This is a genomic window from Agrobacterium radiobacter (genome assembly GCF_040801995.1).
Classification (GTDB): domain Bacteria; phylum Pseudomonadota; class Alphaproteobacteria; order Rhizobiales; family Rhizobiaceae; genus Agrobacterium; species Agrobacterium radiobacter.
Window position 1 is genome coordinate 2,403,834 of the sequence record NZ_JBEGHX010000001.1, and the last position, 19,263, is coordinate 2,423,096.

Sequence of the window (19,263 nt, forward strand, 5' to 3'; positions counted from 1 at the left end):
CCGGCGGATATGCAAAGTCGCAAGCCAAGCTAGCCCACAAAAAATTCAGGCCCCTGCGTCACCACAGGAGCCTGAATTTAAAGCGAACAGAGACCTGAGTCTCAGTCGAAGGGGATCACCCTGTCGCCTGCCGACAAAGCCTTGCCATCGACGGATACGGAGACTTCCGCCCCACCGGCCTTGCGGCTGACGGCGATGTCCCTTGCCTTCCCGTCGAGCGTGATCTTCACCGAGAAACCGCTCCAGTCCTCCGGCAGAGACGGCGCAATATGCAGCTTGCCGTCGGTGCGGGTGATGCCGAGAATACCCTCGACCGCTGCGCGGTAGAGCCAGCCGGCCGAACCCGTGTACCAGCTCCAGCCGCCACGGCCCGCATAAGCACCTTCACCGTAAACATCCGCGGTCACCACATAGGGTTCGACCCGATAGGTTTCTGACGATGCCGCATCGAGCGCATGATTGACCGGGTTGAGCAGCTTGAAGCAGTGCCATGCCTCCTGCGCCCTACCCTGCTTGGCGAGGGCAAGAACCACCCAGGTTGCGGCATGGGTATATTGCCCGCCGTTTTCACGCACGCCCGGCGGATATCCCTTGATGTAGCCCGGATCATGCGGTGCACGCGAGAAGGGCGGCGTGAACAGCCTGATAATGCCGGTCTGCTCATCGACCAGATGCTCCATGACGGCATCCATGGCCTGCCGCGACCGACCCTCTTCGCCTTCGCCGGAGAGAACGCTCCAGCTCTGGCCAAGAGAATCGATCCGGCACTCCTCGCTTTCGGCCGAACCGAGCGGCGTGCCGTCATCGAAATAACCGCGCCGGTAATAGCTGCCATCCCAACCCGCTGTTTCCAGCGCGTTGCGCAGCCTTTCCCGATGCGATGCCCATTTGCCGACGCGGTCGGCATCGCCACGCTTCTCCGCAATCGCGATGAAATCGCGCAACGCCCCGGAAAGGAACCAGCCGAGCCAGACGCTGGTGCCCTTGCCGCCAACACCGACGCGGTTCATGCCATCGTTCCAGTCGCCGCCGAGGATCAGCGGCAGACCATTTTCGCCGGTGCGATGAATGGCGAGATCAAGCGCCAGCGCCGCATGTTCGTAAAGCGTAGCAGATCTGTCGCTGGTCTCCGGCTGGAAGAAAGCATCATGCTGGCCGGGCATCAATGCGGCGCCCTTCAAGAAGGGGATGCTTTCATCGAGGATCGCGACATCACCCGTGGCCGAGACATATTGGTTGATTGCATAAGCAAGCCAGACCACGTCATCCGAGATGGTGGTGCGAACACCGGCACCGGTCAGCGGCAACCACCAGTGCTGCACATCGCCTTCCGGGAACTGACGACCGGCTGCACGCAGGATCTGCTTGCGGGCGAGATCCGGCTGGTAGAGCAGGAAGGCCAGCGTATCCTGAAGCTGGTCGCGGAAGCCGAAGGCGCCGCTCGACTGGTAAAAGGCCGTGCGCGCCAGAATGCGGCACGCCAGCGCCTGATAGGGCAGCCAGTTGTTGACCATGTGGTTGAAGCCGGCATCGGGCGTGGAAACCTGCAGCTGGCCGGTAAAGCCGGTCCAGAATGCCCTGCTCTCATCCAGCACCGTCTGGAAGTCCGCGTTGCGGACATCCTTCACCAGCGCTTCGGCCTCTTCCGCATTGTCAGCATCGCCGAGAATGAAGGTCATGTGCCGTTCTTCACCGGGCTTCAGGTGGATTTCCTGCATCAGCGCGGCACAGGGATCGCCGTCGACCTCGGTGCTGCCGCTGAGTGCGGCGCCGGACACGATGCCCTGCGGCGCCTGCGCCGACCCGAAGCGGCCGATGAACTCCCGGCGGCTGGTGGTAAACCCGCTCGCCTCGCTGTCGAGCGTCAGGAAAGCGGTGCGGGCGCTATAGTCGATGCTGTAGGGGTTAGACGCGAAGATAGCATTGCTGCCGGCATCGTGTCTGCTCAGAATGAACGGTGCGGATTTCTGGGCATTGTTGCCCAGCACCCATTCCACATAGGCATAGACCTTCAGGCGTCGGCTTTTTGAACCCTTGTTGCGAACGATGACCTGCGAGAACTTAACCGGTTTTTCGCGATCAACGGTCTGCGTCACTTCGACTTCAAGTGTATCGGCCACGCCTGTCAGCACGGAGTAACCCAAGCCATGGCGGGTTTCGAACATGGCTTCGGGATCGCGCGACAGCGCGGCGCAGGGCGTATAGAGCTTTCCTGTCTCCACATCGGCGACATAGAAGGCCTCACCCGGCCGGTTGACGACCGGATCGTTGCTCCAGGGCGTCAGCTGATAGTCGCGCGAATTGCGGCTCCAGCTGAAACCGGCGCCTTCGGCCGAAATGTGGAAGCCGAAACTCTCGTTCGAGATGACGTTGATCCACGGATGCGGTGTGGACTGCCCGCCATTGAGGCGCACGACATATTCCTGGCCGTTCCTGGCGAAGCCGCCAAAACCGTTCCAGAAATCGAGATCACCCGCATCTTCGACCTGTTCCGCAACCGGGAAGGACGGTACCGGCAGACGGGCCTGCGCAGCGTCGCTTGTGCCATCGGGGCCGCGATGGGCCGCAAACAGCGAGACCGCACGGTTGATCTGGTCGACAATCTTGCCGTTGCGCACGTGGAGAACGACGCGGGAAGCGGCGAGAAGCGCGCTCCACGTCTCTTCGTCCATCAGGTCGCGGCGCACGGAGAAGACGTGCGGACGACCGCCATCGGCAGGATTGATGCGGCGCTGCGCCTCGGAAATATGATCCAGCGCATGCTGCATGTCCTGTGCATAGGATGCAGCCCGTTCGTTGACGATAACGAGATCGAAGATCACGCCGCGTGAACGCAGATATTCATGGGCGCTCAGCGCCTCACGGGCGATATCCATGTCCATATCGTCGTTGATGCGCAGGCTGAAGATCGGGAAATCGCCTGAAATCGCGAGCGGCCACAAAGCACGCTGCGAGGCAAGGCCGGTTTTCAGCGTTTCCGAATCCGCACGCAGATGCATGTCCGGATAGGTCAGATAACGGCCGAGATGCTGGAAGGCGGCCGCCTGCTGCGAGGTGACGCCCACATGGCGCATCTGCACCTGCGTGCGTGTCCACGCGTGCACGAGTTCATGGGCAAACGCGTCCGGATGACGATAACGGTCGATCGCCTTGTCGACCTCCTCGCGGCTTGGCGCGGCAATCGTCCAGAAAATCACGCTCACCTTCTTGCCCGCCGGCACGCGTACGGTGCGGCGCAATGACAGGATCGGATCAAGCGTGAAGCCGTCGTTGCTGGAAAGCGTCGCACCGGCATCGAAAGCCGCCGCTTCGCGCAGCGAGCGGCCGCGGCCGATGAACTTGGCACGATCGGTCTCGAATTCCGTCGGGCGCGACGGGCCGGCATTGTCGGCGGCAAGATGCGCGATGACGGTGCCGGGCTCGTTCGGGCTGCGACGGTTGCGCCAGGCGCGGATGACATCACCGCGGCGGCCGATCTCGGTCTGCACGAACATGCGCGAGAACAGCGGATGGGCGTTGTCGTCATCTTCAGACGCAATGACGGGCTCCATATAGGAGGTCACTTCGATATAGCGATCCTCGGAACCGACATTGAGCAGCGTGACGCGGCGGCCTTCGGCATCGTGCTCGGTGGCGACAATGCATTCGACCACGCTCTGCAGATCGCCGGTGGTCTTGTGGAACTCGGCCTTGTCGTCGGTGAAGATCGTCTTGGTCTTTTCGCCTTCGATAACACGCGGCTCTGCCGTCGCACTCCACCATTGTCCGTTGGTGGTGTCGCGCAGGAAGATGAAGGTGCCCCAGCGGTCTTCGGTCGGATCGGCCTTCCAGCGGGAAATCGCCTGACCGTTCCACTTCGAATAACCGGCACCCGTAGAGGTGAGCATCGTCGAATAATGGCCGTTCGAAAGGAACACCACTTCGCGGTCGCGCGCGGCCGGGTCGGCGATGGAGCGCACTTCCGCACGCAACAGGTCCGCCTGTTCCTTGCCGGGGGTTTCCGGCTCGTATTTCGCGCTCATGACGGGCACTTCGCGCGGTGCCTTTTCCTGCAACAGCAGTTCGGCCGCTTCAATCACCGGATCGGAATGGAAGAGTTCGCGCAGCACGCCATCGAAAGCGACGTTGGCGACGGCCGCAATCGACATACCGTGGTGGTGGGCATAATAGTTGTAGACCACCGCGCAGACCTTACCATCAGGCACACGTGTCGGTGTGAAATCCACCGCATCATGAAAGCCGTACTGGCCAAGCGCGCCAAGCTTGCGCAGCTTGTCGAGGTTCTCAAGCGCACCATCAGGATCGTACTGGCTGGCGAGGATCGACGCATAGGGCGCGATCACTGCATTCTGGCCAAGGCCGCGCTTGAGACCAAGCGTCGGCACGCCGAAGTTGGTGTACTGGTAGTTCATGTTGTGATCGCGGGCGTTAAACGCCGCTTCGGAAATGCCCCATGGCGTGCCGAGGCGGCGGCCGTGGTTCATCTGTTCCTTGACGATCAGATTGTTGGTCTGGTTGAGAATGCCACCCTGACGCTCCTGCATGACGAGCGGGGGCATCAGATATTCGAACATCGAACCCGACCAGGAGACCAGCGCGCCCTGCGCGCCGATCGGCACGACCTGACGGCCGAGACGGTACCAGTGCTCTGTCGGCAGATCACCCTTGGCGATGGCAAACAGGCTGGTCAGGCGGCATTCGGACGCCAGAAGGTCGTAGCAGGCCTCATCCAGCTCCTTGCTTTCGACGCGGTAGCCGATCGAGAGAAGACGACGATCCTTGCGGTAAAGGAACGTGAAATCCATCGAGAAAGCGAGGTTGCGGCTGCGGTCGCGCAGCGATGCGAGACGCTGGCGCAACGGTTCCATATTGGTGAGATCGATGGCGCTGTCGGAAATATGCGCCTCACAGCAATCCACCAGCAATTGCGCCCAGCGGGTCACTTCCGCGCTCTGCGCAGACTTCACTTCGTGATCGACATTGGTAGCGAGTTTCTGGATGTCGCGCGCAAGCACCGCCAAATTGATGACGCGGATCGACGCGAATTCATGCTCGCGCTTGACGGAGGCGAGAGCGTTCGAGAAGCCGATGATACGCTCTTCAAGGCGGCGATGCAGCGGACGCAGGTTCTTGCGGTCGTCAGGCAGCGCCTTCAGCGTTTCGCGCAGAATGCCGGCAAGATCACCGATACCGTCCAGATTGCCCTGAAGATGCGCGGAAGGCGCTTCCGCCCACTGTCGGCAGGCCGAAGAGACCGCGATCAGGTGACCGGCGAGGTTGCCGCTGTCCACCGCCGAAACGTAGCGGGGTCCAAGCGTCTGCAACGTGTCCGTATGGTACCAGTTGTAGAGATGGCCGCGATGTTTCTCCATCTTCTCGACGGTCTGGATCGTGTTCTCGATCCGCTCCAGAGTATCGGCAAAGCTGATCCAGCCGAACTGGCGCGCCGAAATGATGGAGAGCAGGTAGACGCCGATATTGGTGGGCGACGTACGCGATGCGACGATCGGCTCCGGCGTTTCCTGGAAGTTATCAGGCGGCAGATGGTTTTCCTGCGGCGTCACGAAGGCTTCGTAATAACGCCATGTGCGGCGCGCGATCTTGCGAAGCTCGAAGGAGACGTGTTCCGAAACGAACAGCCGGTCTTCGGTTTCAGCCGACTGGCTGACATACCAGGCAACGGCAGGCGACAGAACCCAGAGAAGCGTGAAGGGAATGCCGATCAGGAAGGCATTGTCACCCGGCAGCGCCGCGAACAGCAGGCCGAGCATCGCCACTACGGGCGCATGCCACATCTGTCGATAATAATCGATGATGCTGCCCTGCGCGCTCGACTGCATGCTGGCGGCGGTACGCCATTCCAGCATCAGCTTGTGGCTGACGAGCAGGCGGTAAAGCGAGCGGGCAATCGCATCCGTCATCATGCAGGCGGCATCGGCGATGAAGACGATACGCAGCGCCACCTGTGCGTTGGTCGCGCGGATTTCCGACCAGATGGTATGAAAATGCGCCTGCGGCACGATATCGGTGGAGCGCGGCACGAGACCGGAGAGCAGGGAAAGCGTGGGGGCTACGAACAGCGAGAAGATCAGCAGGATCTGCCAGATCAGCGCACCGAGCGGATCCATGAAATACCAGCCGAGGATCGAGGCAAAGAACCAGGCGATCGGCGTCAGCGAGCGACGCAGGTTATCGACCATCTTCCAGCGGCCGATGGCGGTAACGCCACGGGCACGATCGAGGATAAAGGGCAGAAGCTGCCAGTCGCCACGCGCCCAGCGATGCTGGCGCGACACTTCAACCTCGTAACGGGTCGGGAAATCCTCGACCAGCTCCACGTCGGTCACCAGCGCGCAGCGCGCGAAGGAGCCTTCGAGCAGATCGTGGCTGAGAATGGAGTTTTCCTCGATCCGGCCCTTCAGCGCCGCCTCAAAGGCATCCACGTCGTAAAGGCCCTTGCCGGTGAAGGTGCCCTCGGACGTCAGGTCCTGATAGACGTCGGAAACGGTGAAGACGTAAGGATCGATACCGCGGTTGATCGAGAAGACCCGCTGGAAAACGGATGCGTCCTTGCCTGTCGTGAGCGAGGGCGTTACGCGCGGCTGCAGCAGACCGTAGCCTTCGACAACCCGTCCGGACACCGGGTCAATCACCGGACGATTGATCGGGTGGTGCATCTTGCCGACGAGCTTGGTCACCGCATCGCGCATCAGGCGCGTATCGGCATCCAGCGTCATGACGTATTTCACGCCCTCCGGCACGACGTTGGCGCCGCCGAGGAACGTCGTATCCTTGTCGCCGCGCAGCAGCATGTTCAGCTCATGCAGCTTGCCGCGCTTGCGCTCCCAGCCCATCCAGCAGCCTTCAGCCGAATTGTAGATGCGGCGGCGGTGCAACAGGTAAAAGCGCGTCTTGCCGTCAAAGGCATAACGGCTGTTCAGCGCCGCAAGCTCACGCTTGGCATAGTCGAGAATTTCGAGGTCATCGTCGGACTGTTCATACTGCGCATCGCGCCAGTCGCTCACCAGCGAGAAATAGATCTCGCCATGCGGATTGGCGAGATAATGCACCTCGATATTGCGCATCATCTCATCGACACTGTCGCGGCTGGTCAGCATGCAGGGCACGGCAACCAGCGTGCGGGCGTCCTGCGGAATGCCGTTCTTGAACTCGTATCCGACCAGCCGGAACGGCTTCACAAAGAAGGTGACGAGCGTGTTGAAGAGGCCGGTCGCGCCCTCGGATGCCGGCAATGCGAACATCAGCAGGAAGGCGGTCACCACATACCAGGGCATGCCCGCCTGCGCCAGGAACCAGCCAACGGCGAGCATGGCGAGCGCGGTGATTAGAAACACCGGCGCCGCAATCGCAAGCCAGTTGAACTTGCGCATCGCCCGGACGATACGCTGCGACACCAAAGGCCGGTAACCCAGCGCCTTCTCAAGTTCGAAACGACGCTGGCCCACGAGCACGGAGCCGACATTGACGGGATGTGTCTCGTCCGCCTCCACAGGCGTATCGGCGCGCGCCATTTCGACAGCGGCACGCGCAACCTCAACTTCAGTCTTGGGAGAACGGCGCGCCAGAAGTTCGATAGTATTGCGGTAGGTGTTTCGCGAACCGAAATCGAGCGTTTCGTAATCGGTCTCTTCGCGCAGAACCTTGTCGATGTGGCTGACTTCCTCGAACCACACCGACCATTCGGTATCGTCGATTTCGCGCAGGCTCTTGACGATGTTGCCCATCGTCACGTTGCCGGATGCAAGACGGTTATGTTCCGACATCATGACGTTTTCGGCGTCCGTGCCGGCAGCATGCAGGCGCTCTTCGAGCCATGCCACCGCAAAACCCGATGTCTGGGAGCCGTTGCGGAGACGATAAAGGAATTGCGTTGCGAACGTTGGGTCGTCGACCAGCGTATCGACCTGCTTCAAAAGGGCCGCGGAGGCTTCCGCATCGTTGAGACGAATGATCTCGTCAACGACCTCGTTCGCCTTCTGGCGCATGCGGCGCGAACGCTCCACACGGATGGAGATGCGGCGAAGATTTTCGATGAGGACAAAACGAATGATCGACGGCAGCGCCCACAATTCACCGATCTGCAGCGTCTTTGAGGTCTGGTAGCCATCCACCAGCGCCGTCATGTTCTCGCGCGAAACCGTGCTGTGGGTATGGGCGACATAAAGCCAGCCGAGCGCCATGACCCGCGGGATCGTCACCCCGCCCACCGTCATCGTCGGCAGCTGGCGATAGAACTTGCGCGGAAAATCGCGGCGGACTTCCTGGATCGCCTCTTCGATGACGTAGTGATTGTCGAGCAGCCATTCCGCCGCCGGCGTTATCGTCGCGCCATTTTCCGCGTCGACCGCCGTTGTGCGGTAGACCCGCAGAATTTCCTTCTCGTTCTCACGATGACGTTCGAAGAAATCGAACTCCATGAAGCCGGGAAGGCTGTCGGCGCCATCGCGCGAAAGCGCGGCGCCCGCATCATGCAGTTCCTCGACCGTCATATAGGACGCGCGGATCGAATCGTTATGATCGATCTGCTTCGTCTCGGAATCACGGGCGGCGGCGGTCGGGGTAATATGAAATGACATCGGGCTCGTATTCTGAACTTTAGGGAAACTTGTTCGACTTGACCGGCATTTCGTCCATGGCGGGAACACATACGAAAATCAGGCCACGCTATATTTATGACTTATCCTGAACCTTCGGTGAACCGGACCGGACGCCGTGCGGAACGAATCGTCAGGCGGGTGGTATCCGCAGGTGCAGCATGTTGCAGTGAAATTATTCCGATACGATCGGAAAACCGCAGATCGGTGCGGACAGGAGATTTTCGATAACAGGAAGAAAATGGCATCCTGCGGCCCGGCAATGCCGTTCCGACCGAATTTCGCACCCTCCCCGACGGCGAAAATTGTTCGCGCAACGTCGATAATCCCCCGTTGACAACCTGAAGGGCAACGCGGAACCGAGACTGCCCGCGCTACATCCGAAAGAAGCTAATGCCCCAGGACGTCAATAGTTCCATGCCACCTGTCGCGGCACGATGCAAGCGCTGAATTTCAGGCCATTTCCGCGCCGATAACGACACTTTAGAATACATAAATATGCTGATATGTCCTTTGGGAAAGACGCCGGAAAAAACGGCCAAACCCGGGATTTTGAAAATGACGAAACAGACCGCGAATGTCGCATCCTTTGCCAACCATATGCCGGATGTGGTGGCCATACGCCGCCACCTGCACCGCAATCCGGAAATCGGTCTTTCGGAGTTCAAAACCTCGGACTTCATTGCCGGGCAATTGCTGAAAATGGGTTATGAGGTGACGCGCGGGCTCGCCGGCACCGGTATCGTCGCCACGCTCAGCAATGGCGACAGCACGCGCACGCTCGGCATCCGCGCCGATATCGACGCCCTGCCGATCCACGAAGAGACGGGGGCGGATTATGCAAGCGCCAATCAGGGCGTGATGCATGCCTGCGGCCACGATGGCCACACCGCCATGCTGCTCGGCGCGGCAAAGATCATCGCTGAGCGCAAGAATTTCGATGGAACCCTCCATCTGATCTTCCAGCCGGCGGAAGAAAATTTTGGCGGCGCCAGAATCATGATCGAGGACGGGCTATTCGAACGTTTTCCCTGCGATGCGGTTTTTGCCCTGCATAACGATCCCGGCCTGCCCTTCGGGCAATTCGTGCTGCGCGAGGGGCCGATTCTCGCCGCTGTCGACGAGTGCAAGATCACCGTCAACGGTTACGGCGGCCACGGCGCCGAGCCGCAGGACGCGGCCGACCCCATCGTTGCCGGCGCGAGCATCATCATGGCCTTGCAGACGGTGGTATCCCGCAATATCCATCCGCAATTGTCGGCGGTCGTCACCGTTGGCGCGTTCCATGCGGGTGCTGCCAGCAATGTGATTCCCGAGACGGCGGAAATGCTGCTGACCATCCGCTCCTTCGATCCGGGCGTGCGCGATGAGCTGGAAAAGCGCATCCGGGCGATAGCCGAAGGCCAGGCGGCCAGCTATGGCATGAGCGTCACCATCGATTACGAGCGCGGGTATAACGCAACGGTCAACCACAAGGCGGAAACGGATTATGTCGCCGATCTCGCCCGCCGCTTTGCCGGAACTGAAAGGGTGGCTGAGATGCAGCGCCCGTCGATGGGCGCGGAAGACTTCGCCTATATGCTGGAGAAGCGGCCCGGCTGTTATTTTTTCCTCGGCACCGCGCGCACCGACAACGACCCGCCGCTGCACCATCCGAAATTCGATTTCAACGACGATATCCTGCCGATCGGAACCGCTTTCTGGGTTGATCTGGCCGAGGATTACCTGAAGGCATGAATGGACATGAAAAAGGCCGGTCGGAGGAGCGACCGGCCTTTTGTTCTCAAATACCCTGATGAGAAAGTCGGGAGGATCAGGGAACGAGACCGAATATGACGGCAGCGACAAACGCCACGCAGACGCCGACAAGAGCCGCATGAACCGAATCTTTCCAGTTACGCGGCGACTGGGGCTGCGAGACAAAGTCTTTCACTTTTCCTGCCTTGGAATAAGACATTGTGCACTCCCTTCCTGCTCGGCCCTTCAAAGCGGGCATTGCTTATTTCACGTAGAGAATAGCTTTATTCCCCACTGTTTCAGTAGAGATAAAATTCCATAAGATTGGCGCATCGGGAAAAATACGGATTGCGACTTGCCCACCGGCAAGCATCAATCTACCCATTGCCCGGGATCAACGCGCTGGAGGGCATTTCCGTTCAAAACCAGCGGCGGGCACGGAAAAGACCATGACGGATATCGACGCCATCATCATCGGAGCCGGGGTGATCGGACTGGCGACAGCACGCGAGCTGGCGATGCGCGGCCTCTCCGTCATCATCCTCGAAAGCGAAAAAGAATTCGGCTCGGCCACTTCCTCCCGCAACAGCGAAGTCATTCACGCCGGGCTCTATTATCCGGCCGGAAGCCTCAAGGCCCGGCTTTGCGTGGAAGGCAAGGCGCGGCTCTATGCTTTCTGTCAAAGCCACGGCGTCTCATATCGCCGCTGCGGCAAACTCATCGTCGCCGCGAGCGATGAGGAGACGGCCATGCTCGCCGCCCTCCGCGAAAAAGGCAAAGCCAACGGCTGCGACGACCTTGAGCTGATCGATGAGCGGCAGGCAGTCTCGCTCGAACCCGCGCTCACCTGCGTCGCAGCCCTGACATCGCCCTCGACCGGCATTATCGACAGCCATGGTTATATGTTGGCGCTCCTTGGCGACGCGCAGGATCATGGCGCAGCCCTTGCCCTGAACGCACCCTTCGAAAAGACAGAAGTGATCGGTGATGGTTTCCGGGTTCACGTCGGCGGCGCGGAGCCCACAAGCCTGACATGCCGGCTGCTCGTCAATTCCGCCGGGCTTGTTGCGCCGATGGTGGCAAGAAAGATCGAAGGATTGTCGGAGGATTTGGTCCCGCAAGCGCGTTTTGCCAAAGGCAGCTATTTTTCGCTGGCCGGCAAGTCGCCCTTTTCACGGCTGATCTACCCCGCACCTCACACCCATGGCCTTGGCGTGCATCTCACTCTCGATCTTGCCGGCCAGGCCCGTTTCGGGCCGGATGTGGAATGGGTGGACACCATCGATTACGCCGTTGATCCCCGCCGCATGGAGGGTTTTGGCGACGCGATACGGCGTTATTGGCCGGGCCTTCCCGACCATGCGCTGATTCCGGCCTATTCCGGAATCCGGCCGAAGATTTCCGGTCCGGACGAACCGGCCATGGATTTCCGCATTGACGGGCCGGAAACCCACGGCGTTGCCGGCCTCGTCAATCTCTTCGGCATAGAAAGCCCCGGCCTGACCGCCTCGCTGGCGATTGCCAACGAGGTCGCGGCACGACTCGAGGCTTGATCTCAACCTCATTCAGCCGAAACGGGACAGCGCGCCCGCCATGATGTCAGGATCGACATTGCCGCCGGAAGCCACTGCAATCGCCGTTTCGCTCTCCAGTTCATCGCCGTGGAAGAGGGCCGCCGCCAGCGCCACCGCACCACCGGGCTCGACGACGATCTTCAGCCGGTTGAAGGCGAGAACCATCGCCCGCAGCGCTTCCTCCTCGGTCACGGCAATGCCCTTTCCGCAAAGCTCCGCCATGATCGGGAAAGTAATGTTTCCGGGCTGTGGCGTGACGATCGCGTCGCAGATCGAACCCGAGGTCGTGGCGTTACGCTCGACCTTGCCCGAGGCAAGGGAACGGGCCACATCGTCGAACCGCTCCGGTTCTGAAGTCCTGACCTTGTAGTTCTGAGCTTTCGCCGCAAGTGCAAGGGAGATGCCGGATGTGAGGCCACCGCCACCGCAAGGCACCAGAACCTCGGCTGCATAGATACCCAGCTCCGCGCCCTGTTCGGCAATCTCCAGCCCCACCGTCCCCTGCCCGGCAATAACCAGCGGTTCGTCATAGGGCCTGATCAGTGTCAGCCCACGCTCGCGCGAAATGCGATCTCCGATGGCATCGCGATCTTCGTTCGCCCGGTCGTAGAGCACCACCTCCGCGCCATAGGCGCGGGTATTGTCGATTTTGATCTTCGGTGCATCCGACGGCATGATGATGACGGCGGGAACGTCGTGCAGGCGGGCTGCAAGGGCCACGCCCTGCGCATGGTTGCCAGAGGAAAAGGCGATCACGCCCTTGGCGCGCACCTGCGCCGGCAGGCCGGAGACGGCCGACCAGCCGCCGCGAAACTTGAAGGAACCCGTCCTCTGCAGGCATTCGGCCTTCACGAACAGCTTTCGCCCAGCAATCTCATCCAGAAAAGGTGACGACAGCAATGGCGTCCGCACCGCATGGTTGCCGATACGCTCGCGCGCGGCCTCTATCATCGAAATATCTGTCATGTCCTGCCCTCGATAATGCGGATGTAACGCGGATTCGCGGATACATTAGGAGGTCGCAATCAAATGCGAAACAGTCCGAAAGGAAAAATCCCCGGACGTGGCCGGGGATTTTTGTCAGGTGCGATCAATGATTGTGCCGGGGCATCTTCTCGGCGATCCGGCGGAAATCCGCAGCTCCTTCCAGAACCGCGCCGTCCGAAAGCTGGGTCACCGACTGACGATAAATGCGCTGCCAGGGCGTCGCATCCGCGGGAACAGCGGGAATGCCGTCAGCCTTGCGGGCCGCAAGCTCCTCATCCGGCACCAGCGCATTGCACTCGCCTTTGTTGAAGTCGATGCGGATCACATCGCCCGTGCGGAGCCATGCCAGCCCGCCGCCTGCGGCACTTTCCGGCGAGGCGTTGAGGATCGACGGGCTGTCCGCCGTTCCCGATTGCCGGCCATCGCCGATCGTCGGCAGGCTGGTGATGCCTTTTTTCAGGAGCGCATCCGGCGGCTGCATGTTCACGACCTCAGCCGAACCCGGCCAACCGAGCGGCCCCGCACCACGAATGACGAGAATGGTGCGTTCGTCGATATCGAGAGATGGATCATTGATGCGGGCGTGATAGTCTTCCGAACCATCGAACACCACACACTTGCCCTCGAAAATGCCCTCGCGGCCCGGCTCGCTCAGATAACGCTGACGGAATTCCGCCGAGATAACGCTCGTCTTCATGATGGCGAAATCAAACAGATTGCCCTTGAGGACGAGGAACCCGGCCCGTTCCTTGAGCGGCTTATCGTAAGGCAAGATCACGTCGCGGTCGGTCGATTCCCGCCCGTCCAGATTTTCCGCCACCGTTTTGCCGGTCACGGTCGGACAGCTTCCCTCGAGCTTGCCCGCTTGCAGAAGCTCCCACATGATGGCGGGCGTACCGCCGGCGCGGTGGTATTTCTCGCCCAACCATTTGCCGGCGGGCTGGACATTGGCAAGCAGCGGAATGTCGTAACCGTGGACCTGCCAGTCCTCTTCACGAAGCTCGACGCCTGCATGCTTGGCCATTGCTGCCAGATGCGGCTGGGCATTGGTCGATCCGCCGATTGCCGAATTGACGCGGATCGCGTTCAAAAACGCCTCGCGCGTCATGATGTCGGAAGGCTTGATATTCTCGACAACCAGTTCGACGGCGCGGCGGCCGGTGCGATAGGCCATCTGGCCGCGTTCGCGGTAAGCGGCCGGGATTGCGCCGCAGCCGGTCAGCGACATGCCGAGCGCTTCGGCAATGGCATTCATGGTCGAAGCCGTGCCCATGGTGTTGCAGTGACCGACCGAAGGAGCGGATTCGAGCGCCGCCTGCAGAAATTCCTCGCGGGTGATTTCACCGGCGCCGTATTTGCGGCGCATGCGCCAGATGACGGTACCGGAACCAACGAGATCACCGTCATGATACCCGTCAAGCATCGGCCCGCCAGATAGAACGATGGCCGGAATATCGACGGTGCTTGCCGCCATCAGCGCCGAAGGCGTGGTCTTGTCGCAGCCCGTGGTCAGAACGACGCCGTCGAGCGGGTAACCGTAGAGCACTTCCACGAGGCTGAGATAGGCCAGATTGCGGTCAAGCGCCGCCGTCGGGCGCTTGCAGTTCTCGAACATCGGATGGGTCGGAAACTCGATGGGAATACCGCCCGCATCGCGGATGCCGTCACGCACCCGCTTGACCAGTTCCACATGGACGCGGTTGCAGGGCGTCAGGTCACTGCCGCTCTGGGCGATGCCGATAACCGGCTTGCCGGAACGCAGTTCTTCCGGCGTCACACCGTAATTCATGAAGCGCTCCAGATAGAGCGCCGTCATGTCGAGATGGTCAGGGTTGTCGAACCAGTCCTGGGACCGCAGGCGGCGCATGGGTGTCTTGTCGTCGCTCATGAGATCGCTTCAGCCCTGTTCGCGGTTGTTGAGTTTTTCGAGGTAAAGCAGGATGCCGCTATGGTCGATATCCGCCCCGCCATCGCCGACGAAATCATCGAATTCCCGCGTCACCTGCTGGGTGAGCGGCAGGGTAAGTGACAGGTCCTTCGCCGTTGCCAGCACGCCGTTCAGATCCTTGAGCTGGAATTTGGACGGACCGCCCGGCACGAAGTTACGCTTCACCATGCGTTCGCCATGCAGTTCCAGAATCCGGCTTTCGGCGAAACCACCACGTATGGCGTTGCGGAAACCTTCACGGGATGCACCGCCCGCTTCCACCAGCATCATCGCCTCGGCAACCGCGCCGATGGTGATGGCAACGATCTGCTGGTTGGCGAGCTTGCAGAGCTGGCCGGCACCCGAGGGACCGACATAGGTAAGCCGGCCCATCGGCGCGAAGACATCCGCAAGACCCGAGATCAGCACCTCGTCGCCACCGACCATGATGGCGAGCGTACCGGCCGTCGCACCCGGCACACCGCCGGAAACCGGGGCATCGACGTGATGAATACCGAGCGCCTCAAGCCGGGAGGAATGCTCGCGCGCGATCGGCGGCGCAATCGAGCTGCTGTCGATGACAACAGCGCCCTTTTTCAGCGCTTCGGCCACACCGGCCTCAAACAGTACTTCGCCCACGGCCTTGCCGTCGCTCAGCATGGTGATGACGATATCGGCACCCTTGGCGGCCTCCGCCGGAGATGCTGCGAGAACCGCACCATCGGCAACCAGAGCCTCGGCCTTATCAACGCTGCGGTTCCAGACCGTAACCGAAAAGCCGGCGCCCAGAAGACGCCGGGCCATCGGCCCGCCCATCAGGCCCGTGCCGATAAAGGCGACAGACCGCTTCTTCTCCTCCCCGCCAACACTCATTTCAGTGAACCTCCCAGCTCGTCCTCGATATGAACCTGAATGATCTCTTCGAAGGAGCTTTCAGCCGTGAAGCCCAGCTCCCGGGCGCGCTTGGCCTCAAAACCGGGCGCCCAGCCCTCACACATGCGCATGATCATCTCGTTCGGCTCTCGGCGGATGAGAGCAACAGCTTTTTCGCCAGCAACCTTGCGCAGCGCTTCGATCTGTTCGCCGACTGTGGCGCTGAGACCCGGCATCGACAGGTTGCGGCGCGGACCGACCTTTTCGACGTCGATCGTGGCGCCATGGATGAGGAAACCGACGGCGGAACGCGGCGAGGCATGCCAGTGGCGAATGCTTTCCGGCACCGGCAGAACCGCTTCCTGGCCTACCAGCGGCTCGCGCAGGATATTGGAGAAAAAGCCGGAGGCAGCCGCGTTCGGCTTGCCTGGGCGAATGCAGATGGTCGGCAGGCGAATGCCGATGCCATCGAAGAAACCGCGACGGCTGTAATCGGACAGCAGCAATTCGCAAATTGCCTTTTGCGTACCGTAGCTGGTCAGCGGCGTGGTGTGGAATTCATCCGGGATCGGATAAGGGAGCGGCGCACCGAAGACGGCGATCGACGAGGTGAAGACCACGCGCGGCTTGTAACCATCCTTGCCGTTGGCAATGCGGATGGCGTCGAAGAGATAACGCGTGCCATCGAGATTGATGCGGTAGCCCTTGTCGAAATCGAGTTCGGCTTCACCGGACACGATGGCAGCGAGGTGGAAGATGGCATCGGGGCGGGCTTCGACCAGCTTTTCAGCTTCGCCCGGCGCGGACAGATCGGCCGCCCGCGCATCAACCGCACCGGAGAAGCCGGCGGGCGCTTCAGGCTGGAACACGTCGATAAGCGTGAACCTGTCGATCGGCCTGCCACCGAGCGACCCGTCCTTGACGAGACGCTGCGTCAGCTTGCGGCCAACCATACCTGCGGCGCCGATGATTGCGATATGCATGTCTTCCTCCTCTTTGTCCCGGTCATTCTCCCGAGACCGAAAAAACATCATCGGCCAGCCGACCGATAAATTAGCTTGTAAGGTTGTCTGATAACCTTATATGATCGAGTTGAAAATAGTATTTTTTCACAAACCGGCAAAAGCAAGGGCGAAAGACCTTTGCCCGGATATTTTAGGGCGGATTGGACGGAGAGGGTGGAATGACGATCGTGAGCGAACACGATATCGAGGAGTTGCGGGTCTCGTTGAAGAACAGTCTGGGCGAGGCTTTGCTGCTGACATCGCAGGAAGACATGCTGCGTTATTGCCGCGACTGGCACGGCGACGTCACAAGTTCGGCCGTGGCCGTGATCCGCCCTCGATCGACCAAGGAAGTCTCCGACACCGTTCGCGCCTGCGCCGAACTCGATCTCGCCATCATTCCTCAGGGCGGCAATACCGGACTGGTGCTCGGCGGCATTCCCGATGCGCCGAAGCGTCAGGTTGTGCTGAGCCTTGAGCGCATGAACGCCATCCGCACCATAGACAGCGACGATTTTTCCGCCGTCGTGGAAGCCGGCTGCATTCTGTCGGAATTCAAGGATGCGGTGCAGGACAAGGGAATGTTCTTCCCGCTGTCGCTCGGCGCGCAGGGCAGCTGCCGCATCGGCGGCAATGTTTCCACCAATGCCGGCGGCATCAACGTTCTGCGTTACGGCATGACCCGCGAGCTGGTGCTGGGTCTCGAAGTGGTCCTGCCCGATGGCACCGTCTGGAACGGACTGTCGACGTTGCGCAAGGACAATCGCGGCATTGACCTGAAGCAGCTGTTCATCGGCGCGGAAGGAACGCTCGGCATTATCACCGCCGTTGCCGTCAAGCTTTACCCCAATCCCGAACATGTCGAAACGGCGCTGCTCGGCCTCAATTCGCTTGACGATGCCATCAAGCTTTACCGCCGCGCCCGCCGCGAATGCTGCGACCTGATGTCCGCCTTCGAATTCATGCCGCCGGTTGCCTTCACACTGGCGATTGAGGCGATCCCCGACCTCAAAATGCCGATCGCCGGCGATTACCCGGCCTATGTGCTGATGGAAATTTCCGGCTCCGGTTTGGTGGACACAGCCGACCTTATGGGGCGTTTCCTAGAGGGCGTCATGGAAGACGGGCTGGTGCTGGACGGCGTCATCGCTTCCTCACGCGCACAGGCACAATCGCTTTGGCTGTTCCGCGAGGGCATGAACGAAGGCCAGGCGCTGCGCGGCAGCCATATGCGCACCGATATTTCCGTGCCGCTGTCGAAACTCGCGGCCTTCGTGGCTGAAGCCGAGGCGGAACTGGCGGAAAAACTGCCGGAGTGCCTCGCGGTTTCCTACGGCCATGTCGGAGACGGAAACGTCCACCTCAACGTGCTGCCGCCGAACGGTTCGACGCCGGAAGAGCGCGAAGCGTTCATCTATAAGTCCAAGACACTCGTCAACGAGGTCCTCGACCGCTACGTCGGCAGCATCAGCGCCGAGCACGGCATCGGCCGTCTGAAGCGTTCCGATTTCGAAAGCCGGCTATCCGATGTGCAGCGCCGGATGATCACGGGTTTGAAAAACACCTTCGACCCCGATTTGCGGATGAATCCCGGTTGCCAGATAACCCTGCAACCGGATAGCTAATCGAGGAACGGTAAAGGCGGCTGAAAACGCCGCCTTTGAAAACCCCGCTGAAGGCGAAGGAGGAAGTCGCCTGCCGCGGGAAAAAGAACCAATCGTTTCTGTGGAACGGGAGCAACCATGACGCTGGAGTTCAATCAGATACATCGCAACGACCATCTGCCCGGCCGGATCGCCGCGGAGATCGCGCGCGAAATCAATGATTCGAAGCTCGGCCCTGGCGACAGGCTGCCAACCGAACATGTTCTGGCGAAGACCTTCGGGGTCAGCCGCTCGGTCATCCGCGAAGCGATCGCGCAATTGCGCAACGAGGGTTTTGTCGAAACCCGGCAGGGCGTGGGCGCATTCGTCACCGATCCCCGGCAGAGACTATCCATCCGCATCGAACGCTCCCGGCTGAACGACCCGGAAAATTTCCGCGATCTTTTCCAGCTTCGCATGCCTCTGGAAATAGAGGCGGCGGGTCTGGCCGCACTGCATCGCAGCCCACAGCAACTGACGCGGCTGGCGGCCGCTTTGGAAAAGATGAAAACCGCCGATGACTGGTCAACGGAAGGCGTTGCTGCCGATCTCGACTTTCACCGCATTCTGGCGGAAGCGACGCAGAACGAATATTTTCTGATGTTCCTCGGCTTCATCGCGGAACGCATCAGTTCCGCGATCAACATCGCATTCTCCCGCGCGGTTTTTGGCGAAATTCTCGAGGTGACGATCGCCGAACATGTGGCAATCTATGAGGCCGTCGAGAAGGCAGACGCCGCTGCTGCCAAGAACGCCATGCGCAAGCATCTGATCGGCGCCGCAAGCCGGGTCAATCTCGAACTGGATATCTTCTGAGAGCAGCGAAAGACCACGCCGGCAAAGCTATAGGACAGGTTTACGGCTTTCCGGGAATTGAGACGCGAAAGACGACAAATTTGTCGG

10 protein-coding genes are annotated in these 19,263 nt (G+C 60.7%); 4 read left to right on the forward strand and 6 right to left on the reverse strand.

What is annotated here, in order from left to right:
* Nucleotides 1-101 precede the first annotated feature (101 nt).
* Nucleotides 102-8,597: a glycoside hydrolase family 94 protein gene (locus tag MRBLRC7O_RS11910; RefSeq protein WP_080866481.1), complete on the reverse strand. Its 8,496-nt coding sequence runs from the start codon at nucleotides 8,595-8,597 to the stop codon at nucleotides 102-104.
* A gap of 576 nt (nucleotides 8,598-9,173) precedes the next feature.
* Here MRBLRC7O_RS11910 and MRBLRC7O_RS11915 point away from each other — a divergent pair.
* On the forward strand, nucleotides 9,174-10,352 hold the full coding sequence (locus MRBLRC7O_RS11915; protein WP_162690834.1) for a M20 aminoacylase family protein: 1,179 nt from the start codon (nucleotides 9,174-9,176) through the stop codon (nucleotides 10,350-10,352).
* A 76-nt stretch (nucleotides 10,353-10,428) separates the two neighbouring features.
* Here MRBLRC7O_RS11915 and MRBLRC7O_RS11920 read toward each other — a convergent pair whose 3' ends face one another.
* Nucleotides 10,429-10,572: a hypothetical protein gene (locus MRBLRC7O_RS11920; protein ID WP_003505150.1), complete on the reverse strand. Its 144-nt coding sequence runs from the start codon at nucleotides 10,570-10,572 to the stop codon at nucleotides 10,429-10,431.
* 229 nt (nucleotides 10,573-10,801) lie between these two features.
* On the opposite strand from MRBLRC7O_RS11920, the gene MRBLRC7O_RS11925 reads away from it, so the two are divergent.
* Nucleotides 10,802-11,905, forward strand: coding sequence for an NAD(P)/FAD-dependent oxidoreductase (locus MRBLRC7O_RS11925; protein WP_080866482.1), 1,104 nt, complete (start codon nucleotides 10,802-10,804; stop codon nucleotides 11,903-11,905).
* Nucleotides 11,906-11,917: 12 nt separating this feature from the next.
* Here the strand turns inward: MRBLRC7O_RS11925 and MRBLRC7O_RS11930 are convergent, their stop codons facing one another.
* The 4 genes from MRBLRC7O_RS11930 to denD all read right to left on the reverse strand — a co-directional run bounded on the left by MRBLRC7O_RS11930 (nucleotide 11,918) and on the right by denD (nucleotide 16,696).
* Nucleotides 11,918-12,892: a threonine ammonia-lyase gene (locus tag MRBLRC7O_RS11930; RefSeq protein ID WP_111820883.1), complete on the reverse strand. Its 975-nt coding sequence runs from the start codon at nucleotides 12,890-12,892 to the stop codon at nucleotides 11,918-11,920.
* Nucleotides 12,893-13,016: 124 nt separating this feature from the next.
* Nucleotides 13,017-14,801: an IlvD/Edd family dehydratase gene (locus MRBLRC7O_RS11935; protein ID WP_080864123.1), complete on the reverse strand. Its 1,785-nt coding sequence runs from the start codon at nucleotides 14,799-14,801 to the stop codon at nucleotides 13,017-13,019.
* 9 nt (nucleotides 14,802-14,810) lie between these two features.
* Entirely contained in the window at nucleotides 14,811-15,713 is a 903-nt protein-coding gene (locus MRBLRC7O_RS11940) for an NAD(P)-dependent oxidoreductase (RefSeq protein ID WP_003505160.1), read from the reverse strand.
* On the reverse strand, nucleotides 15,710-16,696 hold the full coding sequence (gene denD, locus MRBLRC7O_RS11945) for a D-erythronate dehydrogenase (protein WP_003505170.1): 987 nt from the start codon (nucleotides 16,694-16,696) through the stop codon (nucleotides 15,710-15,712). Before denD ends, MRBLRC7O_RS11940 begins: the two co-directional genes overlap by 4 nt.
* A gap of 200 nt (nucleotides 16,697-16,896) precedes the next feature.
* Between denD and MRBLRC7O_RS11950 the strand changes: the two genes are divergently transcribed.
* Together MRBLRC7O_RS11950 and MRBLRC7O_RS11955 are read left to right on the forward strand one after the other, a co-directional pair.
* Entirely contained in the window at nucleotides 16,897-18,342 is a 1,446-nt protein-coding gene (locus MRBLRC7O_RS11950) for an FAD-binding oxidoreductase (RefSeq protein ID WP_080866484.1), read from the forward strand.
* A 117-nt stretch (nucleotides 18,343-18,459) separates the two neighbouring features.
* Entirely contained in the window at nucleotides 18,460-19,176 is a 717-nt protein-coding gene (locus MRBLRC7O_RS11955; RefSeq protein ID WP_003505172.1) for a FadR/GntR family transcriptional regulator, read from the forward strand.
* Nucleotides 19,177-19,263 lie beyond the last annotated feature (87 nt).